This window comes from Nitrosospira sp. TNL200 (genome assembly GCF_055386305.1).
In genome coordinates this window covers 1,461,685-1,482,019 of record NZ_AP041003.1, presented here as the reverse complement: position 1 = coordinate 1,482,019, position 20,335 = coordinate 1,461,685, and the positions used below count along the sequence as shown (strand labels likewise).

Annotated in this window: 20 protein-coding genes and 1 pseudogene; 4 read left to right on the top strand and 17 right to left on the bottom strand. The window is 57.9% G+C overall.

Annotation, left to right across the window (positions count from 1 at the left end):
* Positions 1–45: 45 nt before the first annotated feature.
* The 5 genes from ACZ5CE_RS06565 to ACZ5CE_RS06545 form a co-directional block, all read right to left on the bottom strand.
* On the bottom strand, positions 46–393 hold the full coding sequence (locus ACZ5CE_RS06565; protein ID WP_464577110.1) for an addiction module antidote protein: 348 nt from the start codon (positions 391–393) through the stop codon (positions 46–48).
* Positions 390–713 carry a type II toxin-antitoxin system RelE/ParE family toxin gene (locus ACZ5CE_RS06560; protein ID WP_464577108.1) on the bottom strand — a complete coding sequence of 108 codons (324 nt, stop codon included), beginning with the start codon at positions 711–713 and terminating at the stop codon, positions 390–392. Before ACZ5CE_RS06560 ends, ACZ5CE_RS06565 begins: the two co-directional genes overlap by 4 nt.
* A 584-nt stretch (positions 714–1,297) precedes the next feature.
* Positions 1,298–3,244 (bottom strand): hypothetical protein, encoded by a 1,947-nt coding sequence (locus tag ACZ5CE_RS06555; protein ID WP_464577106.1) that lies wholly within the window; start codon positions 3,242–3,244, stop codon positions 1,298–1,300.
* A gap of 7 nt (positions 3,245–3,251) precedes the next feature.
* Positions 3,252–4,013, bottom strand: a complete 762-nt coding sequence (locus tag ACZ5CE_RS06550; RefSeq protein WP_464577104.1) for a PP2C family serine/threonine-protein phosphatase — start codon at positions 4,011–4,013, stop codon at positions 3,252–3,254.
* On the bottom strand, positions 4,010–4,669 hold the full coding sequence (locus ACZ5CE_RS06545) for a vWA domain-containing protein (RefSeq protein WP_464577102.1): 660 nt from the start codon (positions 4,667–4,669) through the stop codon (positions 4,010–4,012). Before ACZ5CE_RS06545 ends, ACZ5CE_RS06550 begins: the two co-directional genes overlap by 4 nt.
* 668 nt (positions 4,670–5,337) lie before the next feature.
* On the opposite strand from ACZ5CE_RS06545, the pseudogene ACZ5CE_RS06540 reads away from it, so the two are divergent.
* Positions 5,338–5,645, top strand: a pseudogene (locus ACZ5CE_RS06540) (transposase).
* Between the two features lie 314 nt (positions 5,646–5,959).
* On the opposite strand, the gene flgL reads toward ACZ5CE_RS06540, so the two are convergent.
* The 11 genes from flgL to flgB form a co-directional block, all read right to left on the bottom strand.
* Positions 5,960–6,895, bottom strand: coding sequence for a flagellar hook-associated protein FlgL (gene flgL / locus ACZ5CE_RS06535; protein WP_464577100.1), 936 nt, complete (start codon positions 6,893–6,895; stop codon positions 5,960–5,962).
* A 78-nt stretch (positions 6,896–6,973) separates the two neighbouring features.
* Positions 6,974–8,884 (bottom strand): flagellar hook-associated protein FlgK, encoded by a 1,911-nt coding sequence (gene flgK / locus ACZ5CE_RS06530; RefSeq protein WP_464577098.1) that lies wholly within the window; start codon positions 8,882–8,884, stop codon positions 6,974–6,976.
* Positions 8,885–9,046: 162 nt separating this feature from the next.
* Positions 9,047–10,012, bottom strand: a complete 966-nt coding sequence (flgJ, locus tag ACZ5CE_RS06525; RefSeq protein WP_464577096.1) for a flagellar assembly peptidoglycan hydrolase FlgJ — start codon at positions 10,010–10,012, stop codon at positions 9,047–9,049.
* Positions 10,012–11,160 (bottom strand): flagellar basal body P-ring protein FlgI, encoded by a 1,149-nt coding sequence (locus tag ACZ5CE_RS06520; protein ID WP_464577094.1) that lies wholly within the window; start codon positions 11,158–11,160, stop codon positions 10,012–10,014. Before ACZ5CE_RS06520 ends, flgJ begins: the two co-directional genes overlap by 1 nt.
* Before the next feature lie 9 nt (positions 11,161–11,169).
* Positions 11,170–11,931 carry a flagellar basal body L-ring protein FlgH gene (locus ACZ5CE_RS06515; RefSeq protein ID WP_464577092.1) on the bottom strand — a complete coding sequence of 254 codons (762 nt, stop codon included), beginning with the start codon at positions 11,929–11,931 and terminating at the stop codon, positions 11,170–11,172.
* Between the two features lie 44 nt (positions 11,932–11,975).
* Entirely contained in the window at positions 11,976–12,758 is a 783-nt protein-coding gene (gene flgG / locus ACZ5CE_RS06510) for a flagellar basal-body rod protein FlgG (RefSeq protein WP_464577090.1), read from the bottom strand.
* Positions 12,759–13,154: 396 nt separating this feature from the next.
* A complete protein-coding gene (gene flgF, locus ACZ5CE_RS06505) occupies positions 13,155–13,907 on the bottom strand; it encodes a flagellar basal-body rod protein FlgF (protein WP_464577088.1) in 753 nt (250 codons plus the stop codon).
* 130 nt (positions 13,908–14,037) lie between these two features.
* Entirely contained in the window at positions 14,038–15,258 is a 1,221-nt protein-coding gene (gene flgE, locus ACZ5CE_RS06500; RefSeq protein WP_464577086.1) for a flagellar hook protein FlgE, read from the bottom strand.
* Positions 15,259–15,342: 84 nt separating this feature from the next.
* Complete coding sequence (locus ACZ5CE_RS06495; protein ID WP_464577084.1) at positions 15,343–16,011, bottom strand: flagellar hook assembly protein FlgD; 669 nt, start codon at positions 16,009–16,011, stop codon at positions 15,343–15,345.
* 11 nt (positions 16,012–16,022) lie between these two features.
* Positions 16,023–16,478 carry a flagellar basal body rod protein FlgC gene (gene flgC / locus ACZ5CE_RS06490; RefSeq protein WP_464577082.1) on the bottom strand — a complete coding sequence of 152 codons (456 nt, stop codon included), beginning with the start codon at positions 16,476–16,478 and terminating at the stop codon, positions 16,023–16,025.
* Between the two features lie 14 nt (positions 16,479–16,492).
* Positions 16,493–16,891, bottom strand: a complete 399-nt coding sequence (gene flgB, locus ACZ5CE_RS06485) for a flagellar basal body rod protein FlgB (protein ID WP_464577080.1) — start codon at positions 16,889–16,891, stop codon at positions 16,493–16,495.
* Positions 16,892–17,244: 353 nt separating this feature from the next.
* On the opposite strand from flgB, the gene flgA reads away from it, so the two are divergent.
* The 3 genes from flgA to ACZ5CE_RS06470 all read left to right on the top strand — a co-directional run bounded on the left by flgA (position 17,245) and on the right by ACZ5CE_RS06470 (position 19,019).
* A complete protein-coding gene (flgA, locus tag ACZ5CE_RS06480) occupies positions 17,245–17,976 on the top strand; it encodes a flagellar basal body P-ring formation chaperone FlgA (RefSeq protein ID WP_464577078.1) in 732 nt (243 codons plus the stop codon).
* A 252-nt stretch (positions 17,977–18,228) separates the two neighbouring features.
* A complete protein-coding gene (flgM, locus tag ACZ5CE_RS06475; RefSeq protein ID WP_464577076.1) occupies positions 18,229–18,537 on the top strand; it encodes a flagellar biosynthesis anti-sigma factor FlgM in 309 nt (102 codons plus the stop codon).
* A 14-nt stretch (positions 18,538–18,551) separates the two neighbouring features.
* The gene (locus ACZ5CE_RS06470; protein ID WP_464577074.1) at positions 18,552–19,019 is read left to right on the top strand and encodes a flagella synthesis protein FlgN; all 468 of its coding nucleotides are present in this window, start codon (positions 18,552–18,554) and stop codon (positions 19,017–19,019) included.
* Between the two features lie 404 nt (positions 19,020–19,423).
* On the opposite strand, the gene motD is transcribed toward ACZ5CE_RS06470, so the two are convergent.
* Complete coding sequence (motD, locus tag ACZ5CE_RS06465; RefSeq protein ID WP_464577072.1) at positions 19,424–20,323, bottom strand: flagellar motor protein MotD; 900 nt, start codon at positions 20,321–20,323, stop codon at positions 19,424–19,426.
* Positions 20,324–20,335: the final 12 nt, after the last annotated feature.

Genomic DNA, 20,335 nt, shown 5'->3' with positions numbered 1-20,335 from the left:
CCTCTGAGTAGTGGTTATTCTTATTGCACTCCCTCTGCAACCGGTTCAGACAATGGCTTCCAAACCTTTCTTCTGCACGTGCTCAGATTCAACGGATAATCGTAACCCGACTGTCTTGAGAACCGCCAGCAGCGTTTTGAGAGTAGGGTTGCCTTTTGGCGATAACGTGCGATACAGGGATTCACGGCTGATGCCTGCTTCGGCGGCAACGACCGCAAGCCCGCCATAGGCTTCAGCCACGGTGCGAAGCGCCAACAGGCCCGCAGCACGGTCGTCGGGATTATCGAGCGATTCCATTGCTGCCTTCAAATATTCGACTGCCAATTCGCGATCAGCGCTCAGTTCGGCGATTTCTCGTTCGTGGTGCGAGACGACACCTTTCAATTTGCTCATGCTTGCCTCCGTTTCCATTCCATCCAAAGTGCCTTGGCTTGCTTGATATCTGCCGGCTGCGAACGCTTGTCGCCACCGCAAAGCAGGATAACAACCGATTTTCCATGCCTTCCAAAGTACACACGGTATCCAGCGCCGACATGAATACGCAATTCTGTTACCCCTTCGCCAACCGGTTCGCAGTCTCCGAAGTTGCCGGTTTGTATCTGGCGCAAACGAATCCGGATACGCGCCTGGGCGACCTTATCGCGCAGAGTATTCAGCCATTCAGTAAAAGGTTCGCGCCCATCGCCACGCTGATATCGGAGAAGTTCTATCACATGCCATATTGTAGCTTAAAAGCTACTTTAAAGCCACTATGTCGTTTTCGAAAGACGACAGCACGGAATATCAGGAATCGGCTGCACCCATCGCTTGCAAGTGCGGCGTACAGGATGGTTTACCAACCTTGAGGCATGCCGCAGCCTCGCGGACGTTCAATCCGTATGAATAACACCCCGACTTCGCCACATGCTCAGCGGTGATTCCGTACCTGGTCAGATCGGAAAGATATGTGGTCAGCAGTATCCGAAGATTTAGTTAAATAAATAAGGTAATCCCCCAGCTATGCTGCAGGATTACCTTATTTATTTACGATTCATCACGTTAGCCCGCTTGTCGAAGTGGATTTAAAATCTCGATCCCGGGAAAATCCTTCTCGTTGTCCGTCACGACGATGCAACCGTTGGCCTCGGCGACCGCAGCGATGATGGGATCAAAGCCGCTGCGAGGTTTTAAATAACATTGTCACCATCACCGGCTAAAACAAAACGTCATTGAACCGAGCGAAGTAAATTTACAGCAAAATTTGAACTTGACCGAGTTGGAGTGCGGTGTTAGAGGTTGTAAGTGATGAAAGCAATAATCAAATAACATTTAGATCAGCCTGTGTTTGGGCTAATTTTTGGCTGGCTGCTTGTAACAATGGGTTTAACGCATTCACTTTATTGATCATATCTTGGCGCAAGTGTTGGAGCTGCGCCGGGCCAGCATTGAGGGTGATTTCAAGGATGCGCTTACGGTTTGCAATCTGTGCTCGTACGGAATTCTTATCGGCCTCGGTTGCGCCAAGATGAGGATTAAAGAGAAACCGGCGTTCACAGGCTTTCCGCCAATCTACCACGGCCCGCGTTAAGACCTCGCCAAAACCCTTCACGGCAATGACCTTGTTCCATGTCACATCAGCCGCTGTTTCAATTCCGAATGATCGCAAAGCTGCTTTCTTGGTCGAGCCAACACCGGAAATGGACACAGTATCAAGAAATTGGCGTTCCAAAAATTGATGTTTCTGGCGGGCTTCTGCCGTAGCATGCAGATTGGCAATTTCAGTTTTCTCGCGTTCTGGCAGGTGTTGGTATTCATCCCGTAAGCGGATGAGTTCTTGTTTTTTCTTGCTGAACGCTTCCGGACTGATTTCTTGCTGCACGCGTGCGACCATCTGGTCATACACCTGCTGGGCGGCGTCTCGTGCTTTCTGGCGTTTGATTCGCTCGGCTTTGCGTTTGTTTCCTAGATCATCTACCGTCACCCATGCCCACCAAGTTCCTGCCAAAGTGAAGAACCACACCCCGGGGGAGATGGTAAACAGCCAGAGCGTGATACTGACGATAACGAGTCGCCAGAAAGTGATCATCCCTTGTTTCTTGATATCCGATGGTAATGGGGCAGGTGTGGCCGTAATGGATGCGATATTAGGAATCGATATGGTGGAAGGCGCGGGAATGGCTTCGATCGCTGCCCAGATCCGCGCCAAGACAAAACCGGCGGTCCCCCTGGAGATAACCTCCACCTGCACATCCAGAAAATAAATCACCCCATGATCTTCCAAGGCGCACCACGGGCACCGGCCCAAGTGGCCGGAATAGACATGCATTGGAGTCGTGACACAGCGCTTTAACTGGCCCCGTAAGCCGTCCAAAGCGGTTACCCATTGCTGGGCAGTGGGCCGCCCACCTTTCGTGCCGTTCTCGGTAAATGCAGCCGTAAGCATCGCCTCGATAGAATCCGGCACGATGGTGATTGGAATAGATTTAGGTGGTGGTTTAAACCCGCGTTGTTGACCATCCCGGGCATAGGCATAGCGGTAGGCTTGAATATCTTTCTCCAGCGCTTCGCCGGCATTGGCGCGCAGGGGAACGCCGGAATAGGGATGTCGCCCGCCAAAGAGCAAGTGGAAGATCAACAGAGCCAAGCCAAAGTTGTCGTGGTTGCTGCTGCGGAATACTTGGTCAAATAACACATCCCCTTGGAGTTCTGGCGGCGTGAAATGGGCCACTCCGACTTTGCATAAGTGCACTGTGCCATTGGCATTGATCTGAAAAGAGTCGGTATCAATCAGGACCGCCTTGCTATCGGCACCAATCAAGACATTGCCTTGGTTAACGTCGCCTAGCACATGCCCGTGGCGGTGAATGGCGGCAAACGCGGCCGCAATATTCCGGGCCGCAAAGAGTAGAAAATCCCATGCCGCGTTGGGATAGTCTTGGCGACGGTGGGCGGGGCTATAAAGCATATGGATCGGCATCCGTCCGCTGACCTTGGGCATCAAGAATCCAACTACCGGCCCATTATGGCTCTTATGGAGGGTGCCTTGGGGCCAAGCTGCGTAACTGAGCAACTCCGTATCTGCCGTACTAGTCATGAAACGCAATTTGGCCTGTTTTGCTGCATCCGGCGCGTGGTGTATGTTGTATAATTTGGCCACCCAATGGTGATTCGCAGGTATCTCATAGACTGCGCCCTCACCACCCTTGCCGAATTCCCGTCCAATCTCAATCGTCTTGCCCGTGCTAGTGACAAAAGTTTTTGTCATAGCGCAACTACCCTACCCAGTGTGCCAACGCTAATGTCTTGTCGTCGTCGGTACGTTCATTTACGGCCCGACTGCTCAAGAACCGCACCAACGCGGTTTGGAGGTAATCCTCTTGCACTGCCGTGGCCGTTGCCAAAACCGTAAAAAATGGGATAAAGAACGGCCCGTAAGCAGTATTGGTGCCCATATTCAAGGCCAACCGCTGAATGCCATCGGAGAAGACTGCTACTTTATCGGCGCGGGTTGGCAAGGTGGTGACTGCGAGCACATCGATTGCATTCTCGTCAGTCACGAAGTTGGTCATATTGGCGTATTCCCCCGTCATTGGAGTAATAGGCACTTCTAGCCCATTGCCAACATCGACTACGATCCCGCCGTCGCCAATCTGCATTAGCAGAGTGGCAAAAGGGGAGGCGACCACGCCCAAGAACGTACAGGCATAGTCCCTGGCTTTCGTACCTTGCTGATCCGCAACTGCATAGATTTTCGTCCGTACAGCTTGGACGCATTCCACCGCCCAATGGTCATTAAGGGCGAGTTCCGTCTGGGTATATTGTTGGCCAACAAACGCCGTGGCGGCTTCAATTGCCAATTCCGCGCCAGTTCCACCGTAAGTGGCACTCCCAGCCCCGTCCGCCACAAAGATCGTCAGGAACGGTGGTTTGGCTGGATCTGTTTCAACTTGGGCGAGACAACTATCTTGGCAGTTTGTATCCGTGACCGTATGAGATGTCCCAACCGCAGAGGCGGCAACGACCCGCCACGTCACACAGAAGCCCAACCTTGCGGAGACTGTAATGGTACTTCTGTACCCGGTGTGGATCGGGATACCGAACGCAAGGAACTCGACAGCCAACTGAACAAATCTCGGAACCGTAAACCATCCAACCGTAGCGGGTCCCGCACACTAATTTGTTGCAGGGTATCCATATTGGCGCCTTGAACCCCAATCGCGAAGAAAGCAAACGACTTCGAAGCTTCACCTTCCCGCACAACGGTAGCTGCCGAGTGCCATTCATCAGTTGGGCCACCATCAGTAATCAGAAACACCCACGGTCGATAGTAAGAAATCCCGTTTGCCCGGTACTCATCCTTACGCTGGCGCACCAATTCCAATCCCTGCTTGATCGCAGCACCCATCGGGGTATCACCCTGGGTCGTCAAGGTGGGCGGATAGAACGTCGCTGCCCCTTGAAATGGTAAAGCAATCTGTACCGGTCCGAAAGTTACAATTCCGACTTCCACTCGCTTCATCGCCAAGGTATCCGTCACCAGCTCATCTTTGAAGGTGGTCAACCCGGCATTTAGCTCGGCAATTGGTTGACCTTGCATTGATCCGGACACATCTAATAGTAACAAGCATGGACAACGCGGTTCAGGATTGTCTGCAAATTCTGTGGTCCCAAATGAAATTTGTTCAGTCATTACGATCTCTCCGTTCAGTGTTTGTATAATGCTCGTTGGCTTGCATGAAAAGTGGGTAGCGGGCACATGTTTGCAACCTGTAACGATCAATTGGGGCGTATATTAACATTACAAAATGCTTTAACGATCAGAGCGAAATGAATAAAGCCGATGAACATCACCCAGCTTCTCGAAACACGAGAAGATGCACCGGAAGCCTTTGAGCTTGTGAAACAGGCATTTGATTAAGTGAGGTAAACCCCCGGCTTTGCCGGGGGACTCCGAAAGGTTTGACCTTTGCGTCGGTCGGAGATGGTTTTGAATCGGTGCATGGAACTGGAGAGGCCCTATGATCGAAGTAATGTTTGCAAGAGAGATCAACTTTGGAGCTGTACGCCTCACTGCGCCGCGAAGCGGCTCACGGTTTTGAGACCCCTTTGAGGGGTTCACCCAATAAACCACCGGCTTTGCCGGTGGTAATTTAATTTCGTTACGGCGCTTGCATATCTCCCATCAAGCTGACATGTGCCACGCCGCAACGAAAGACGACCCGCTCGTACTGGGGCTTGAGTGATTTCCAAGCCCTGCGGTATACCTTGATACATGTAATAAAGACCTCCGTATGACCCCTTATCTGGCCGGCGCAGGTACCCTATGAAGACGAACAGTTTTACTGCACACGCGGCGAGATGGAAAACCGAATCAAGGAGTGCCAGCTCCACCTGTTCGCCGATCACACTTCGACTGCCACGACGCGTGCCAATCAATTGCACCTGTGGTTCGCCTCGTTTGCCATATGATGCTGGAAGCATTGCGCCGTCTCGCCCTGCACGGTACCGGACTGGCGGACTCAACATGTGAGCGTATGCGCCTGAAACTCCTGAAGATCGGCGCACTGATACGCATCGGTGTACGCCAGGTTTACATCTGCATAGCCAACAGTCATCCCCATCAACACAAATGGCGTCTCGCACAAGCGCGACTAGCATCAGGCTGAGCCTCATTACGCCCACGCATGTGCATTGCGCCATGTGGCGAGGAGACATCGTGCCTGTTGCAGCGAAACTCAGGGGTAGGCCTGTCGCAAGCTCAGAAATCCGTACATGCTGCAGGCAAACCTCGTTTATCTACCCAATCTCGTTTCTCTACCCAATATTGACTGCCCGCAGGCTCCAACCGATCAAACAGTACGGAAACAAACCCCAGCAAAGCGTAATCGTGAGGGTGTGAGAAATGCGGGCTAGTTCCCTTCTATGCGGGAAAAATAAGGGTCGCATCTAAAAATCAAGTGTTAGCCGATCTCGGAATCGATCACTTGATGAAATCGAACAGCGACAACCCCTGCACTTTCAGGAAGGCCTGTTGTGTCGCCTGCAGGTAGGTCTGCTGCTGGGTCAGGTCGCTGATGGCTTTGGCATAATCCACGTCCTGCAGCGAGGAAAGCTGCTGCTTGTACTGTAGGCCCAGGTCGTCCCCGGTATTGTTCAGCGTCTCCACTTCGTTCATCCTGTTGCCAACCCCCGAGCGAACGCGCAGCACGCTGTCCAGCGAGTTCGATAGATTGGTTTGCGCAGAATTCAGGCCATTGGCGAGCGCGGTCTTGTCGGCCGGGGTGGCGACCGGGGCCTGGAGCACGTCGATCATGTCCGACAGTGTCTTGAAGAGGCTCTGGTACCCGCCTCCGGCAGCGGGTATGCGCTCGAATACTTCGCGCCCCGATTCGTTCACGGCAAGCTGCCGCGAGTCGCTGGCCTGCACCAGCCGCTGGCCATCATCGCCAAGATACTGCACGCCGCTGCCCGTATCCACGAACGGTTTGGTCGATCCCTGGAAGCCGGAAAACAGATACTGTCCGTTGGCGTCCGTGCGGTTGGCGAGACTCATCAGTTCATCCAGGTTGCCCCGCAATTGAGTGGCGATGGCGGCCCGCCCGCTATCGCTGAGCGTGCCATTGCCAGCGTAGACCGCGAGCTCCTGCGCGTTCTGGATCACCTGCGTCACGTTTCCCAATGTTCCTTCCAGCGCGCTCAGGCTGGTCGCCGCGCTCTGCCGATTGGCCGCGTATTGCGTGTTGGCGGCGTCCGCCTGGGATACCTTCAACGCCTGCACATATGATGAGGGATTTTCCGCCGGAGTGAGAATGCGCTTTCCGCTGCTGATCTGCTCCAGGTTCTTCACCTGTGCGGCTTGCTGCCGGTTGAGGGCGGCAAGACTGAGTTCGAAGCTGGTATTACTGCTGACACGCATGATCTTTCCTCTCGCTAATCTCGGTAAACCGGGTAAGCAGCCGCATCAAACAACGCCCATTCCTGAATTCCGGACCCATCACCTGCCCAGGCTCAGCAAGGTATCGAACATCAGGTTGGCTGTCTGTATCACCTTGCTCGCGGCCTGGTACGCCTGCTGGTAGCGCAGCAGGTTGGCCGCCTCTTCGTCCAGGTTCACGCCTGACTCGGATTGCTGGTAAGCCTGGGTCTGGCTTACCAGGTTGGTCTGGGCCGCGCTGGTCACTTCCAGTTCGCGGGTCTTGCTTCCCATCTGGCTGATTATCTGTCCAAAGGCGCTCTGGTAATTCGCAGTGCCGCCCGCCAGGATATTCTGGCCCGGCAGCGCTCCCAGAAGCAGCGCGTTGCGGTTATCCCCCACGCCGTTGGTGTTTGGTTCTATGGTAAAGGTATCGCCGGGTTTCGGCTGCCCGGTAACCTGCACGGTCCAGCCGTTGTAGCTGATCGATCCGCCTGGCGTGAATGAAACGCCCGCAGGGTTCCCGGTACCGGTTCCGCTAACATCGAAAGTATTCGTTCCGGTAAAGGTCAGGGTTACGGGCTGCCGCAGGTTGGGATCTGGCGGCGCCGGGAGATTGACCACGCCGGTGCTGATGAGTCCCGTGCCGGTGTTGGCGAGCGGCGCGCCAGTACGAATCGGCGCGGCTGCCGCAATCAGGCTGGGATCCTGTATGGCGACCTTGATTTGTCCTGCCCCGTTGCGCGTGGGTTGTATCAGGAATTGGTCTCCGGCGGCCATCGTGCCGGAAGCCAGTGTCAGGCTGACGCCATCCATGGTTTGCGGAAACGTGGCGAACGTCTGCGCGGTCCCGTCATCCAGCCGCGTGAGCGTGTAATTCGCTCCATCGTAACGCAGGGAATAGTCGCTGGCGGTAAGGCTGTTGAAGCCGGTAATATCCGCCGCAATGGTGGCGTTGCCCGTGTTTTTTATGGAGGGAGCCACGGCCGGGCTGGGCACGGTGAAAAAGTCGCCGCCCAGGTTGCCCTGCATATCCTGCCCAAGCTGATGCTGCTGGTTGAAGGTTCCCGCCAGGCCGATGGCGAGCCTTCCCAGCCCATTGCGCACGGCGTCCAGCGATTCGCTGCGAAATTGCAGCATGCCGCCCAGCCTGCCGCCATCCAGGCTGGATTCCTTGATGGTAGCCGTATTGCCGCCGGAAACGTGCGCCACCTCGAGCCGGCTGGCGTCATCAGGCGAGGCAACTGTGGCTAGCTGGAATACCTGGGTGCCTACCACCAGCGACTGCCCGTCGCCGATGAAGATATTGTATGAGCCATCATTCTGCACCACGACATTGGCGCGGATCTCCTGGTTGAGCTGGTTCACCAGCTCGTCGCGCTGGTCACGCAGATCGTTGGCAGGCTGGCCGCGTGCCGCATTCTCCGATTTGGCGATGGTCTCGTTCAGCTTGCCGATTTGCGCCGCATAGGTATTTATCAGGGAAACGCTGTTCTTTATCTGCGTGTTTACACCATCCTGTATTTCATTCAGACGGCTGTCGAGCGACTGGAAGCGCCGCACCAGCACTTCCCCGCTGGACAGCATGGACTGGCGCGAACTGAGATCGGAAGGATTGGTGGCGACATCCTGCGCACCATTGAAAAGGTTCTGGAGCGCAGGCGACAGGCCAAGATTGCCATTGGGGTCCGCCAGCAGATTGTTGATCTGTTGCATCTGCGCGTAATAGGTATCGAGCTGGCTCGACTCCGTTTTTGCCTGTGTGAGCTGGTTGGAGAGAAACTGGTTGTAGGCGCGGCTTACGGTGTCGACCTTGACCCCCTGGCCGTAGAATCCCGTGCCGGTTGCCTGCGCCGCATTGGTGGATTGAACAATGGATTGCCGGGTATATCCGGGCGTGGCGGCATTGGCGACATTATGGCCTGCGACCAGCAGCCCCTGCTGCGCGGCGGCCAGGGCGCTGAGCCCGATGCCGAAGATGCTGTTACCCATGCGGTCCTCCATCCCTGCCGAACATACCGATGCATCTCTCCAGATGCATGCCGATCATCCTTACCGTGCTCATATCCGTTTTTACGGCAGTGCCAGAAAAATATTTAGCTTTCCCGGGCGGCAGATGCATTTTCATCGCGCCATCTTTCAAAATCGGGGGTATCAGGACCACTGCGTGGTCTTGATGATGCGGCTCAGCTTGTCGGCATAATTCGGGTCGGTTGCATAGCCCGCGCGTTGCAGGCCATAGGCGAACCCGTCGGCATCCAGCCCCCGCACCGCCTGATCCATGATTCCCGCATAGCGCGGGTTGCTGCGCAACAGGTTGGCATAATCGCGGAAAGCGTCGGCATAGGAATCATATGCCCGGAATTTCTCCACGCTCTTCTGTGCTACGCCGTTGACATACTCGGTGGTAACTGCCTCCACTACTGCCCCTTTCCAGTTGGCCCCCGCCTTCACGCCGAACAGGTTATGGCTGGGGGTGCCATCAGCCGCGCGGATCTCTCGCCTTCCCCACCCTGTCTCCAGGGCCGCCTGGCCCAGCATGAACTGCGCCGGTATCCCCGTCATCTGGCTGGCTGCCTGGGCATGGGGCATCAAACGGGCCTGAAATTCAGCGGACTGGCCTTGCGGGTGGGACTGCGGGGATGTCCACTGCGGCCGCAGCGATTGCTGCAACGCCTGTGGAGCCTGGGTTCCCTGCAAATCCTGTGCAGCTGGAGCTTGCAACGGCTGCGGCGCCGCTCCCGCCGGGGATGGCGCGGAAATGTCCCGGGCGCCAGCCTGGGCGGCTTGCGCGGATATGTCCGCAGCTTCCGCGGACATGCCGCGGCTCAACTGCTGCACCATCATGTCGGCGAGCCCCACTCCCCTGGCGGCCATGCTCTGCGCGAGCTGCTGGTCCAGCATGGAAACGTATAGCCGGCTCTGGTCGTTATCCATCAGGCTGTCCTGCGGGGTGGCTTCGCGCATGCTCTTGAGCATCATGTTCATGAACAACGCTTCGAATTGCCGGGCTGCGGCCTCAAGCCCGGCCTTGTCGGTTTTTCTTGCCTGCAGACGCAGCCCGTCTACCGCCTGGACATCGAGGGCAAGCTTGCCGGAAAGATCGGCGGATAGCGCCATCAGATGATCTCCAGGTCAGCGCGCAACGCTCCCGCCGATTTCATCGCCTGCAGGATTGCCAGCAGATCCTGCGGAGTGGCGCCAATCGCGTTGAGCGCCTTGACCACCTCGGTCAGCGAGGCGCCTTCCACCATGGTGAGCATGCCGGATTCCTGTTTGATCTCTATGGTGGAGCGCTGCGCCTGCACCGTCTGACCACTGGAGAATGGGCCGGGCTGGCTGATGACAGGCTCGGTACTGATCACGACCGAAAGATTGCCATGGGCAACGGCGCAAGCTTCCACTGTCGCCGCCTGGTTCATGACCACGGAACCGGTGCGGCTGTTGACGATCACCTTGGCATAAGTCTGGGCCGGTATGACGTTCATGCTTTCCACCTCGGCAATGAATGCCACACGCTGGTCGCTTCCCTGGGGAGTGCGCACCTGTATGGTGCGGCCGTCGAGCGCCGCGGCGGTGCTGGCGCCGAAGCGCTCGTTGATCGCATCCACGATGCGCTTGGTCGTGGAGAAGTCGGTGTTGATGAGATCGAGGCGGATGGTGTCATCCTCTCCCAGCGCGACCGGTACTGCGCGCTCGACTGTCGCGCCGCCGGTGATGCGCCCGACGCTCAGGTGATTGACCTGGACCTGGCTGCCGCTGGCTGCGGCGCCAAAGCCCCCGACCAGCAGGTTGCCCTGGGCCATGCCGTAAACCACCCCATCCGCACCTTTGAGCGGAGTCATGAGCAGCGTTCCGCCGCGCAGGCTGCGTGCGTTGCCCATGCTGGAGACGGTTACATCGATGACCTGGCCGGGCTGAGCGAAAGAAGGCAGCATGGCCGTAACCATCACCGCCGCCACGTTTCTCAACCGCAGGTTGGTGCCGGGAGGAAGATTGATCCCCATCTGCATCAGCATGCTCGTTATGGTCTGCACCGTGAACGGTGTCTGGCTGGTCTGGTCGCCGGTGCCATCCAGGCCCACCACCAGACCATACCCGATGAGCTGGTTGGGCCGGACCCCCTGCACCGAGGCGAGATCCTTGATGCGCTCAGCCTGGGCCTGCATGGGCATGACGGCCCAGCAGGCAAGCCAGGCCAGCGAAAGAATCAACCGGATGGGCTTGGGGAAGCGGCGATGCATTGCGATATATTGCATGGGTTGCATGCTTACCTCTCAAAATGGAGAGACAGTCAGGAAAAACCGCGAAAGCCAGCCCATCGTCTGGGCCTCGTCGATATAGCCATTGGCCTTGTATTCGATTTTCGCATCCGCCACCTGCACCGAGGACACGGTGTTATTGATGACGGATTCGGGCCGTACCACACCGGAGAAGCGAATGTATTCGGTGCCCTGGGTCATGGCGATCTGCTTCTCCCCGCTGACCAGCAGGTTGCGGTTAGGCAGCACTTTCAGCACCGTGACAGTGATAGTGCCCGTGAAATTGTTGTTGGAGGCGGCCTGGCCATTCCCGTCGTACTTGTTGTCGGAAGAAGCGCCGAGTTCCACCTTCTTGGTGATGGGCACGCCGAATACGATGGGCGGAACGCCGAAATTGAGGGAACCGTTCTTGCTGACACTGCTGTTCGACTGCTTGCGTGCATTGTTTTGCTCGTTGAGCACAATGATCAGGATGTCGCCCACCATGCGCGCCCGCCTGTCTTCGAATAATGGCCGGTCGTGCGTTCCCGCCTGGAAGATGGCGCCATTGCTGGGCGCCGGTTCCGGCTGCGGGGTAACCGTGGTCAGGGGATGCTGTACGATAGCTGGTGGTGCCGGCAGGGTCACGCAGCCGGAAAGAGCTGTCAGCACGACGATGCCGGAGAATGCCGTTTTCAATTTCCGGGTGCACCGTGCGGATAGGCCGTACAGGCCAGGCCTGCCGCCCCCGCCGCCCTTGCCGTTTCCGTTGCCGGGGATGCGCGTGTTCCCGTTCATTGGCTTCTCCTTTTTCCTGCGTCCTTGTATCGCTGGGCGATCCGTTACATTTGAGAAAGTTTCTGAAGCATCTGGTCCGAGGTCTGCACTGCCTTGCTGTTGATTTCGTAGGCGCGCTGCGTCTGAATCATGTTGACCAGCTCTTCCACCACGTTCACATTGGATGTCTCCACGTAACCCTGGTTGAGTATGCCGGCTCCATCGATGCCGGGCGTATTGATATTGGGCGGTCCGCTGGAGAAAGTTTCCACGTAGAGGTTTTCTCCCACTGCCTGCAATCCCACCGGGTTGATGAAGGTGGCGAGCTGCAGCGAACCCACCTCCACCGGCGCGCTGGAACCGGGCTGGGTAACGGAAACCGTGCCATCCCGCCCCACGGTAATGCTGAGCGCATTGACCGGGATGGTGATGTTGGGATGCACCTGGTACCCGCTGGATGTCACCAGTTGACCCTGGAAGTCGGACTGGAACGAACCGTCCCGGGTGTAGGCAGTGGTTCCGTCCGGCATCATCACCTGGAAAAACCCCTGGCCCTGGATGGCGACATCCTTGGAGTTGCCGGTTTGCTGCAGATTTCCCTGGGTGAACACCCGCTCGGTCGCCACGGGCCGCACACCGGTGCCGACCTGGAGGCCCGAAGGCAACTGCGTCTGCTGCGATGACTGGGCGCCGGGCTGGCGCAGGGTCTGGTATAGCAAATCCTCGAACACGGCGCGGGAACGCTTGAAGCCATTGGTGCTAACGTTGGCCAGATTATTGGCGATCACGTCCATCTGGGTCTGCTGCGCATCCAGGCCGGTTTTCGAAATCCAAAGCGAGCGAATCATGCGAATCTCCTGAGAGGGAATCCATATCGGGCGAGGCCGGGCGCCGGCATGCAGACACAGGCGAAATACCCATACTGCATTGTTTGCCGCATCATCTTCTGCATCATCTCCTGTCTCCTGTTGGCTGTCTGGACCGGTTCATGCCGGCCGCCACGTTTCCGTCATCTTATTGCAGCAATGCCGGAATCAGCGCCGGGAAAAGAGGGATGATTGCCTGCCTGTTTACGGGATTGACGGGATTGACGGGATGACGGGTTTGATGGGTTTGATGGGTTTGATGGGTTTGATGGGTTTGATGGGTTTGATGGGTTTGATGGGTTTGATGGGTTTGATGGGTCCAATGACTTCAGCTTGCCCCTGGCCGGGCAGGCCGGCATGGACCCACGCATGCCAGGGTTAGGAACTCAGGTTCAGCAGGCTGCTGGCCCGCTGCGCATTGCCCTCCGCATTTTGCAGCAGCTTCATGTGCGTCTCGAACTGGCGCGAGAGCCCAATCATATCCACCAGGGCATCCACCACATTGACATTGCTGCCCTCCAGCATGCCGCTGATCAAGGTGACGTTCGGGCTGGCTTCCGCCGGGCGGCCGGTGCCGAGGCGGAAAAGGCCATCGGCCCCGCGCGTAAGCTGCCCCTCCGGGGGATCGACCAGCTTGATGCGCCCGGCGGTTATCACGACGTTCGATTCATTCGAACCCGGGCGAAACGGCACGGTGGAAACCGTGCCATCCTTGGCAATGGTGATGGTGGAATTGGGCTGGATGGCGATAGGGCCGCCGTCACCCATGATGTTCATTCCATTCCGGGTCTGCAATACCCCGTTCGCGCTGACCTGGAGATTTCCGTTGCGGGTATAGGCTTCTTCGCCATTCTCCAGTTGCACCGCGATCCAGCCCCGGCCTTCAACCGCGACATCGAGATCGCGCGCCGTTTCCTGGAGCGTGCCCGGCCGGAAATCCGATCCGGCGCTGGAATCGACCACGAAGGCGCGAGTTGCCAGCGTATCGCTGAATACGGGCACGGCGCGCAGCATGTTGTTTTCGGCGCGGTATCCGGTCGTATTGAGGTTTGCGAGGTTATTCGATGCGGCGGCCTGCTGTCCCAGGGTATGCTTTGCCCCGGTCATCGCCACGTAGATCATGCGATCCATCTTCTGTTCTCCATTCCAGGCATCAAGATATTCGGGTGTTCAATCCAGGCATGGCGAATGGCTGAAAGGAAGGCCAGGCCTTCGCCGAGCCTTCGCCATGCCTACACCAAGCCGTTCTTTCCGCGCTTCATTACCTCATGTTCACCAGCGTCTGCAGCAACTGATCCTGCGTCTTGATGGTTTGCGCATTGGCCTGGTAGACGCGCTGCGCGGTAATCATATTGACCAGCTCCGACGTCAGTTCCACGTTGGATTCCTCGACCGCTCCCGACTGCAAAGCGCCCAGGCCGCTCGTCTGGGGCGCGCCCACCAGCGGAACGCCGGAGTCGGTGCTTGCTGCCCAGAGATTGTTGCCCTGCACTTGCAATCCTTGCGGATTGGCGAAATTCGCCAGTGCAACCTGGCCCAGGTTCAGGAACTTGCCATTCGAGTAGCTGCCGCGGATCATGCCATCGTTCCCGACGTCGAAACCGACCAGCTTGCCAGACGCATAGCCATCCTCGGCCAGGGAATTGACGCCGAAGCCCGACCCGAACTGGGTGGAGCCAGTGAAGTCGAGGTTGAATACCACGGGATTCGCCCCGTTGCTCACGGGTTTCGTCACATTGAATGTCGCCGTACTCAACGGGTCGAGTGCTCCATTGGACAGATAGTTCAGCGAGCCTACCGGCGCCCCCCCATTGAGCAGCGTGCCCTCGCTGGAGGCGAATACGTCCCAGGTGTTGGCTGCCGTCTTGACGAAATAGGCGGATAGCGTGCTCGCGTTGCCCAGGCTGTCGTGAAGCGGCATGGGCGTGGAACTGGTGTACGTCGCGGAATCCGTTGGATCGAAAGCGGCCGGATTGAGCGTGGATGCCCGGGAATCCAGGTTGATCCCGGCGTTCACGAGCGTGGTGGCGCGGGGAGACAAGTCGGCCGTCGAGATCTTCAGGTCGGTTGGCGAGCTGGCGGTAATCTGGCCGGACGCGGTAGCGACGTAGCCGGTCAGGCGCTGGCCGCCGCTGGAGACGATATATCCATCCTTGTCCGGATGGAACTGGCCGTTGCGGGTATAGGCTATGTTGCCCTGGTCATTGAGACGGAAGAAGCCCGCGCCGTTGATGGCGATATCCAGCGAATTGCCGGAAGTGGTAATGCTCCCCTGGCCGAATTGCTGCGCCACGGAAGCCACGCTGACACCCATTCCCGCCTGGGTGGAGCCGCTTCCCGCGAGCGAATTGGCAAACATGTCGGCGAATTGCGCATGCGACTGCTTGAATCCAACCGTATTGGCGTTCGCCACGTTATTGCCGATCACGTCCAGATTCCTGGCCGCTGCATTCAGACCACTCAAGCCTTGCTGAAAACTCATGATACGCTCCTTGTCCTTGGTAAGCGTCTCGCTCCGGCTTGGGCGCGAGACAGAATATGATTAAACCGCTCCGGTTTCGAATACTCAGAAAATCTGCTTCACATCGGCGATTGCCGCCGTGCCCAGTGACCCGACATTGAGGCGCGCTCCCTGGCTATCCTGCGATACGCCCTGGACCATGCCGATGGCCAGCGGCTGCGCGTCGACCTTCTGGCCGCCGCGCGTCGCCTCGACACTGATCGCATAGCCGCCATCGGCTGCCTGGGTTCCGCCCGCGGTTTTGCCATCCCATCCGAATGCAAGCGATCCCGCAGCCTGCGGACCCAGGTTCATGACCTGCATGGTTGCGCCGGAGCTGTCCTGTATCGTGACCTTCACCTCATCCGCAGGTTGCGCCAGATCGATGCCGAACGCGCCGCTGCCGCCGGCGAGATGCAGGGCCGAACCAGGCACGAGGACATTGTGCCCGATCATGCCTGCCGCCTGCAGGGACTGCCCGGCGGTGAAGCCATTCGCCATGGCCTGCAGGGTGGTGTTGAGCTTCTCGATGCCATTGACGGTGCTAATCTGGGCGAGCTGGGAAGTGACCTGGGCGTTATCGAGCGGATTCAGGGGGTCCTGGTTCTTCATCTGCGTGACCAGCAGCTTGAGAAAGCGGTCCTGCGGATCGTCCGCCGCGGACTGCGTCGTGTTTTTTGCGTTGTATGATGTAAACAGGTTCGAGGCCTGTCCCGTTTCCTGGATGGAGCTCATGGCGGTTTTCCTTATTGTCCGATGGTCAAGGTTTTCAACAGCAGCGTCTTCGCGGTATTCATCATGTCCACGTTGTTCTGGTAGGAGCGCGAGGCGGAAATCATGTTGACCATTTCCTCCACCACATTGACATTGGGCATGGTCACGAAACCATCCTTGTCCGCCATGGGATGGCCGGGCTCGAACACTTTTCGCATCGGGGATTGGTCTTCGATTACTGCCGAGACGCGCACCCCGGCGGTGCCATAGGACCCATGCGCTCCATTCATGCCATCCGCGGGCAATCCGGCGGCAGCCTGGGCGCCGACGGATTGGGTGGTGAATACCACCTGTTTTGCCTTATAGGCCTCGCCATTGGAACTCGCCGCGCTGTCGGCGTTGGCAAGATTGCTCGCAACAACGTTGAGACGCTTGTTCTGAGCGGTCATCGCCGAACCGGCGACGTCGAAAATGCTGAATAGCGACATGATCCGGTTTCTCCTTAATTTTGAAGGGCAGCCAGCATCATCCGCACCTCGGTGCTGATGAATGTCAGGTTGGCCTCGTAATGGATGGCGTTATCGGCGAACTGGCTGCGCTCGATATCCATGTCCACGGTATTGCCGTCCACGCTGCCCTGCACCGCTCCGCGGTAAAGCAGGGGAGCGCCCCCATTCGCGCTCGCGGGAGGCGCGATATGGTTGGGCGCGCTGGTGGTAAGCACGACGGCATTGCCGCCCGTCAACGCACCTTGCAGCGCCGCGCTGAAATCAATATCCCGCGCCTTGTACTGGGGCGTATCCGCGTTGGCGATGTTGGATGCGATCAGTTGCTGCCGCTGGGCCCGCAGGTTTGCGGAATCCTGATAAAACCGGAAGGTGCTGTCCAATTTGTCTATCACGGAAACTCCTCAAAAACTCCTCAAGTTATGCATCTCGCTGCTGTTCACCACTACGGACTGCAGCCACTGTGGACAGCATCCCGCATGGAGCGCGCGGCATACGATGTAAGCATGGTAGAGCATCGCCTCTGGAATCAAACCAGGGAAAAGAGAGCCAATTACCCCGCATCTCGCTGCTTTGGCCCGCTGGCTTGGCAATGGGCGCATCATAGAGAAACCCGCTGGAAGGCAATCGGATGAACAGCGGCCCAAATCAGCCTCAGTTCCATTCAATGGCGCCGCCGGGAGATGGCTAGAATTCCTCACGTCGCCGCGGCTCGCTCCGAAACGCGGAAAAAACTGGAGAAATCATCATGCCTGCAATCGGTTCGCGCCATTCGCGCACTTCGTCATCCATTCCCGGCCTGCTCCTTCTTGTCCTTACGCTGGCGCCCGCCGCGGCACCCGCTTCGCCGGGCGTCAAGCAGGATCACGGGCTCATCCAGGCATCGGTCACGCATTTCCTGCGCATGCAGACAGCCGGCCTTCCCGGCGAGGTGGAAATCATTCCCGGCGCAATCGATACCCGCGCCAGCCTGCCGGCATGCGCTGCGCTGGAGCCCTCGCTGCCGCCGGGAAGCCGAGCGTGGGGCAACACGACCGTGGCGGTGCAATGCACCGTTCCCCACTCCTGGACGATTTATGTTCGCGCCACGGTAAGAGTCGTGGCGGATTATGTTGTCAGCGCCCGCCCACTGAACCAGGGCCAGTTGCTGACCGCTGCGGACTTCGCAATACGCAAGGGAGATCTGACGCAGCTTCCCCCCGGCATCGTCACGGACCTGAACCAGGCGATCGGCATGACCATGGCCGGCAGCATCCCATTCGGAAGCCCGTTGCGCCAGGACATGCTGCGCGCCCAGATAGCGGTGAAGCAGAACCAGCCGGTCAAGCTGGTTTCAAATGGACGCGGATTCAGCATAAGCGCCGAAGGCAGGGCGCTGGGCAATGCGCTGGAAGGACAGCGTGTGCAGGTCAAGAACCATTCCGGCCAGATAGTGAGCGGCATTGCCCGCGCGGGATCGATAGTCGAGGTGATCTATTGATGACGCGCCCTGGCATTCCGGATGCCGGACAGTCATTTCCTCCACCCGGAAGGAAACTTGTTCGAAGGCTCGCGAATGATCTACAATGGTTTATGCCAGCGACGGAAGTATCCGGGATAATGGGGGGATGAAGTGGCGGATGGCAGCATCAATTTACGCCTGATTGTGCCGGATATTTCTGTTCATGTTTCCTTCTCAAGTTTTACCTGGGGCTGCCGTTAGACATCTACGGTCAACCGTAGGAGAGATACCATGAAAATCGATAATTCCGTCAACAATACTGTCACCGCCCTTCCAGGCGAATCACCTATCCGATCGGCCAGGGCCGCGCAAAAAGCGGAACCGGAAGCAGTCGTGAATGGCCAGGGCGCCGCTGTGCACCTGAGCCCGCAATTGCAGACCATCGAGAAGAATTTCGCCAGCAACGAGGCTTTCGATATCACGCGCGTGAATGAAATCAAGCAAGCCATCAGCGAAGGACGCTTCACCGTCAATCCCGGCAAGGTAGCGGATGGCCTGCTCGATTCCGTGCGGGATCTGATCCAGAACCGGAACACCTGATTCGACTCGTCATCATGGTTTTTGACCCGGCCACGCGTATTGCAGCGGAACGCGATGCCACCCAGGATTTCATTCATCTGCTCCAGCGCGAGCAGGGTATCCTGCAGGAAAAAGATGTTTCCGAATTGCTGGCGCTGTCAAGGGAAAAAGGCAGCCAGGCCCAGCGCCTGGTGGAGCTTGCAAGCGAGCGCAATCGCTGGATCGAAAGCCTGGGCTGCAGCCACGATCACGCCGGGATGGAGCGCGCCCTGCAAGGCTATCCGGAAGCAGCGCAAGCCTGGAGCCAATTGCTGCAGCTTGCCCAGGCCGCGAGCGAACTGAACAAGATCAACGGCATCCTCGTCAACCAGCGGCTGCGCTACAACACGCAGGCGCTTGCCGCGTTGCAGGGGCCGGTGCAAAGCGCTGGACTGTCCGGCCTCTACGGTTCGGATGGACAGCCACGGCTGTTCAAGGGTGGCCGCCGGCTGGGCGAGGTTTGATTCTTCGTTTCGCTCTCCCGCCTCCGCATGCAGATGTATTGAATGGGTGGCACGGGAAGATGCTTTTACCGCTTTGCAGGCGCGCGGGCAAACCCGTTTTGATCGTTCCGGTTGCTTCCTAGCGCGCAATGCGCCTGCAGCGATTGCTGGACGTCCAGCGCATGAATCTCATGCGATGTCTTGATGGGCTACGCTGCGCTTTCCCATCCTTCCATTGCTGCTATTGTTGCGATTGCTTGCGGCAGAATGGATGGAGTGAAACGTAACCCATCGCTATGGCCTGGCTTTCAGCAACCTACACGGATTATTTTTTCGTCATCAAATCGCATATACATGGGCATTTCTGGTACTTCCGGGTATTTCGGGCACACCGGCAGGAACGAGTACCGAACCAAAAAAAGAACTCAAGCCGATCCGGTTTCCGACTCCTTGCGATCTTCTGTCCGGACTTCATGCACAGGGCCGGCTGGCAAGGTACCAGCTTCCGGCGCCGCTGCGTCTTCCGGGGTTTCCTCCGGATCTTCAGGCGCATCCGGCGGGCCGGACAGGATCATCAGGGTGACGCGGCGATTGCGCGTACGTCCCTCTTCGGTATCGTTCGATTCCACCGGATGATTTTCCCCATAGCCCACGGCGGTAAGCCGGGAAGCGGCCACGCCGCTGTCGATCAGCAGCCGCACCACGCTCGTGGCCCGCACCGCGGAAAGCTCCCAGTTGGAGGGAAACCTGGGGGTGGTGATGGGCTTGTCATCGGTATGCCCCTCGACCTGGATGAACTGATCGCCCTTTTGCAGAACCTGCGCCACCGCCCTGAGCGCTTTGCCGGATTCCTCATGCAATGTCGCCTCGCCGGACGAGAACAGCACGTTGGCATTGATTTCCACCCGCACCCCCCGTTCGTTCTGCATGACCCGGACCTGTCCGTCTTCCACCAGGGGAGCGAACGCTGCCACGATATCGCGCGCGATGCGCTGCAATCTTTCGTGCTGCCTCAGCCTTGCTTCCGCAAAACGCCTGGCTTTTTCACTTCGCGCATCCTCCTTTGCTGCTGGCTGCGGAGAAAGCGGCGTCTCGACGCGCTCCGGCAAGGGGTCAGGCGCGACGATCAGCGGCGTGCGGCGTTCCGCTTCCTTCGCGAACGCCGTGATGAGCGAATTCGTCAGCTTGCGGTACTTGCCTTCGTTGACCTGGGAAATCGCATACATCACGGCGAAGACCGCCAGCAGCAATGTGATGAAATCGGCATAGGACACCAGCCAGCGCTCGTGGTTTTCCCGCTCTTCCGCCCTGTATTCCTTTCTCATGTTCCATCCTTC

Excerpts from the sequence above, each read along its gene's own strand:
- ACZ5CE_RS06565 (WP_464577110.1), bottom strand. The coding sequence starts at position 393 with ATGAGCAAATTGAAAGGTGTCGTCTCGCACCACGAACGAGAAATCGCC.
- ACZ5CE_RS06555 (WP_464577106.1), bottom strand. The coding sequence starts at position 3,244 with ATGACAAAAACTTTTGTCACTAGCACGGGCAAGACGATTGAGATTGGA.
- ACZ5CE_RS06545 (WP_464577102.1), bottom strand. The coding sequence starts at position 4,669 with ATGACTGAACAAATTTCATTTGGGACCACAGAATTTGCAGACAATCCT.
- flgL (WP_464577100.1), bottom strand. The coding sequence starts at position 6,895 with ATGCGTGTCAGCAGTAATACCAGCTTCGAACTCAGTCTTGCCGCCCTC.
- flgK (WP_464577098.1), bottom strand. The coding sequence starts at position 8,884 with ATGGGTAACAGCATCTTCGGCATCGGGCTCAGCGCCCTGGCCGCCGCG.
- flgJ (WP_464577096.1), bottom strand. The coding sequence starts at position 10,012 with ATGGCGCTATCCGCCGATCTTTCCGGCAAGCTTGCCCTCGATGTCCAG.
- ACZ5CE_RS06520 (WP_464577094.1), bottom strand. The coding sequence starts at position 11,160 with ATGCAACCCATGCAATATATCGCAATGCATCGCCGCTTCCCCAAGCCC.
- ACZ5CE_RS06515 (WP_464577092.1), bottom strand. The coding sequence starts at position 11,931 with ATGAACGGGAACACGCGCATCCCCGGCAACGGAAACGGCAAGGGCGGC.
- flgG (WP_464577090.1), bottom strand. The coding sequence starts at position 12,758 with ATGATTCGCTCGCTTTGGATTTCGAAAACCGGCCTGGATGCGCAGCAG.
- flgF (WP_464577088.1), bottom strand. The coding sequence starts at position 13,907 with ATGGATCGCATGATCTACGTGGCGATGACCGGGGCAAAGCATACCCTG.
- flgE (WP_464577086.1), bottom strand. The coding sequence starts at position 15,258 with ATGAGTTTTCAGCAAGGCTTGAGTGGTCTGAATGCAGCGGCCAGGAAT.
- ACZ5CE_RS06495 (WP_464577084.1), bottom strand. The coding sequence starts at position 16,011 with ATGAGCTCCATCCAGGAAACGGGACAGGCCTCGAACCTGTTTACATCA.
- flgC (WP_464577082.1), bottom strand. The coding sequence starts at position 16,478 with ATGTCGCTATTCAGCATTTTCGACGTCGCCGGTTCGGCGATGACCGCT.
- flgA (WP_464577078.1), top strand. The coding sequence starts at position 17,245 with ATGCCTGCAATCGGTTCGCGCCATTCGCGCACTTCGTCATCCATTCCC.
- flgM (WP_464577076.1), top strand. The coding sequence starts at position 18,229 with ATGAAAATCGATAATTCCGTCAACAATACTGTCACCGCCCTTCCAGGC.
- ACZ5CE_RS06470 (WP_464577074.1), top strand. The coding sequence starts at position 18,552 with ATGGTTTTTGACCCGGCCACGCGTATTGCAGCGGAACGCGATGCCACC.
- motD (WP_464577072.1), bottom strand. The coding sequence starts at position 20,323 with ATGAGAAAGGAATACAGGGCGGAAGAGCGGGAAAACCACGAGCGCTGG.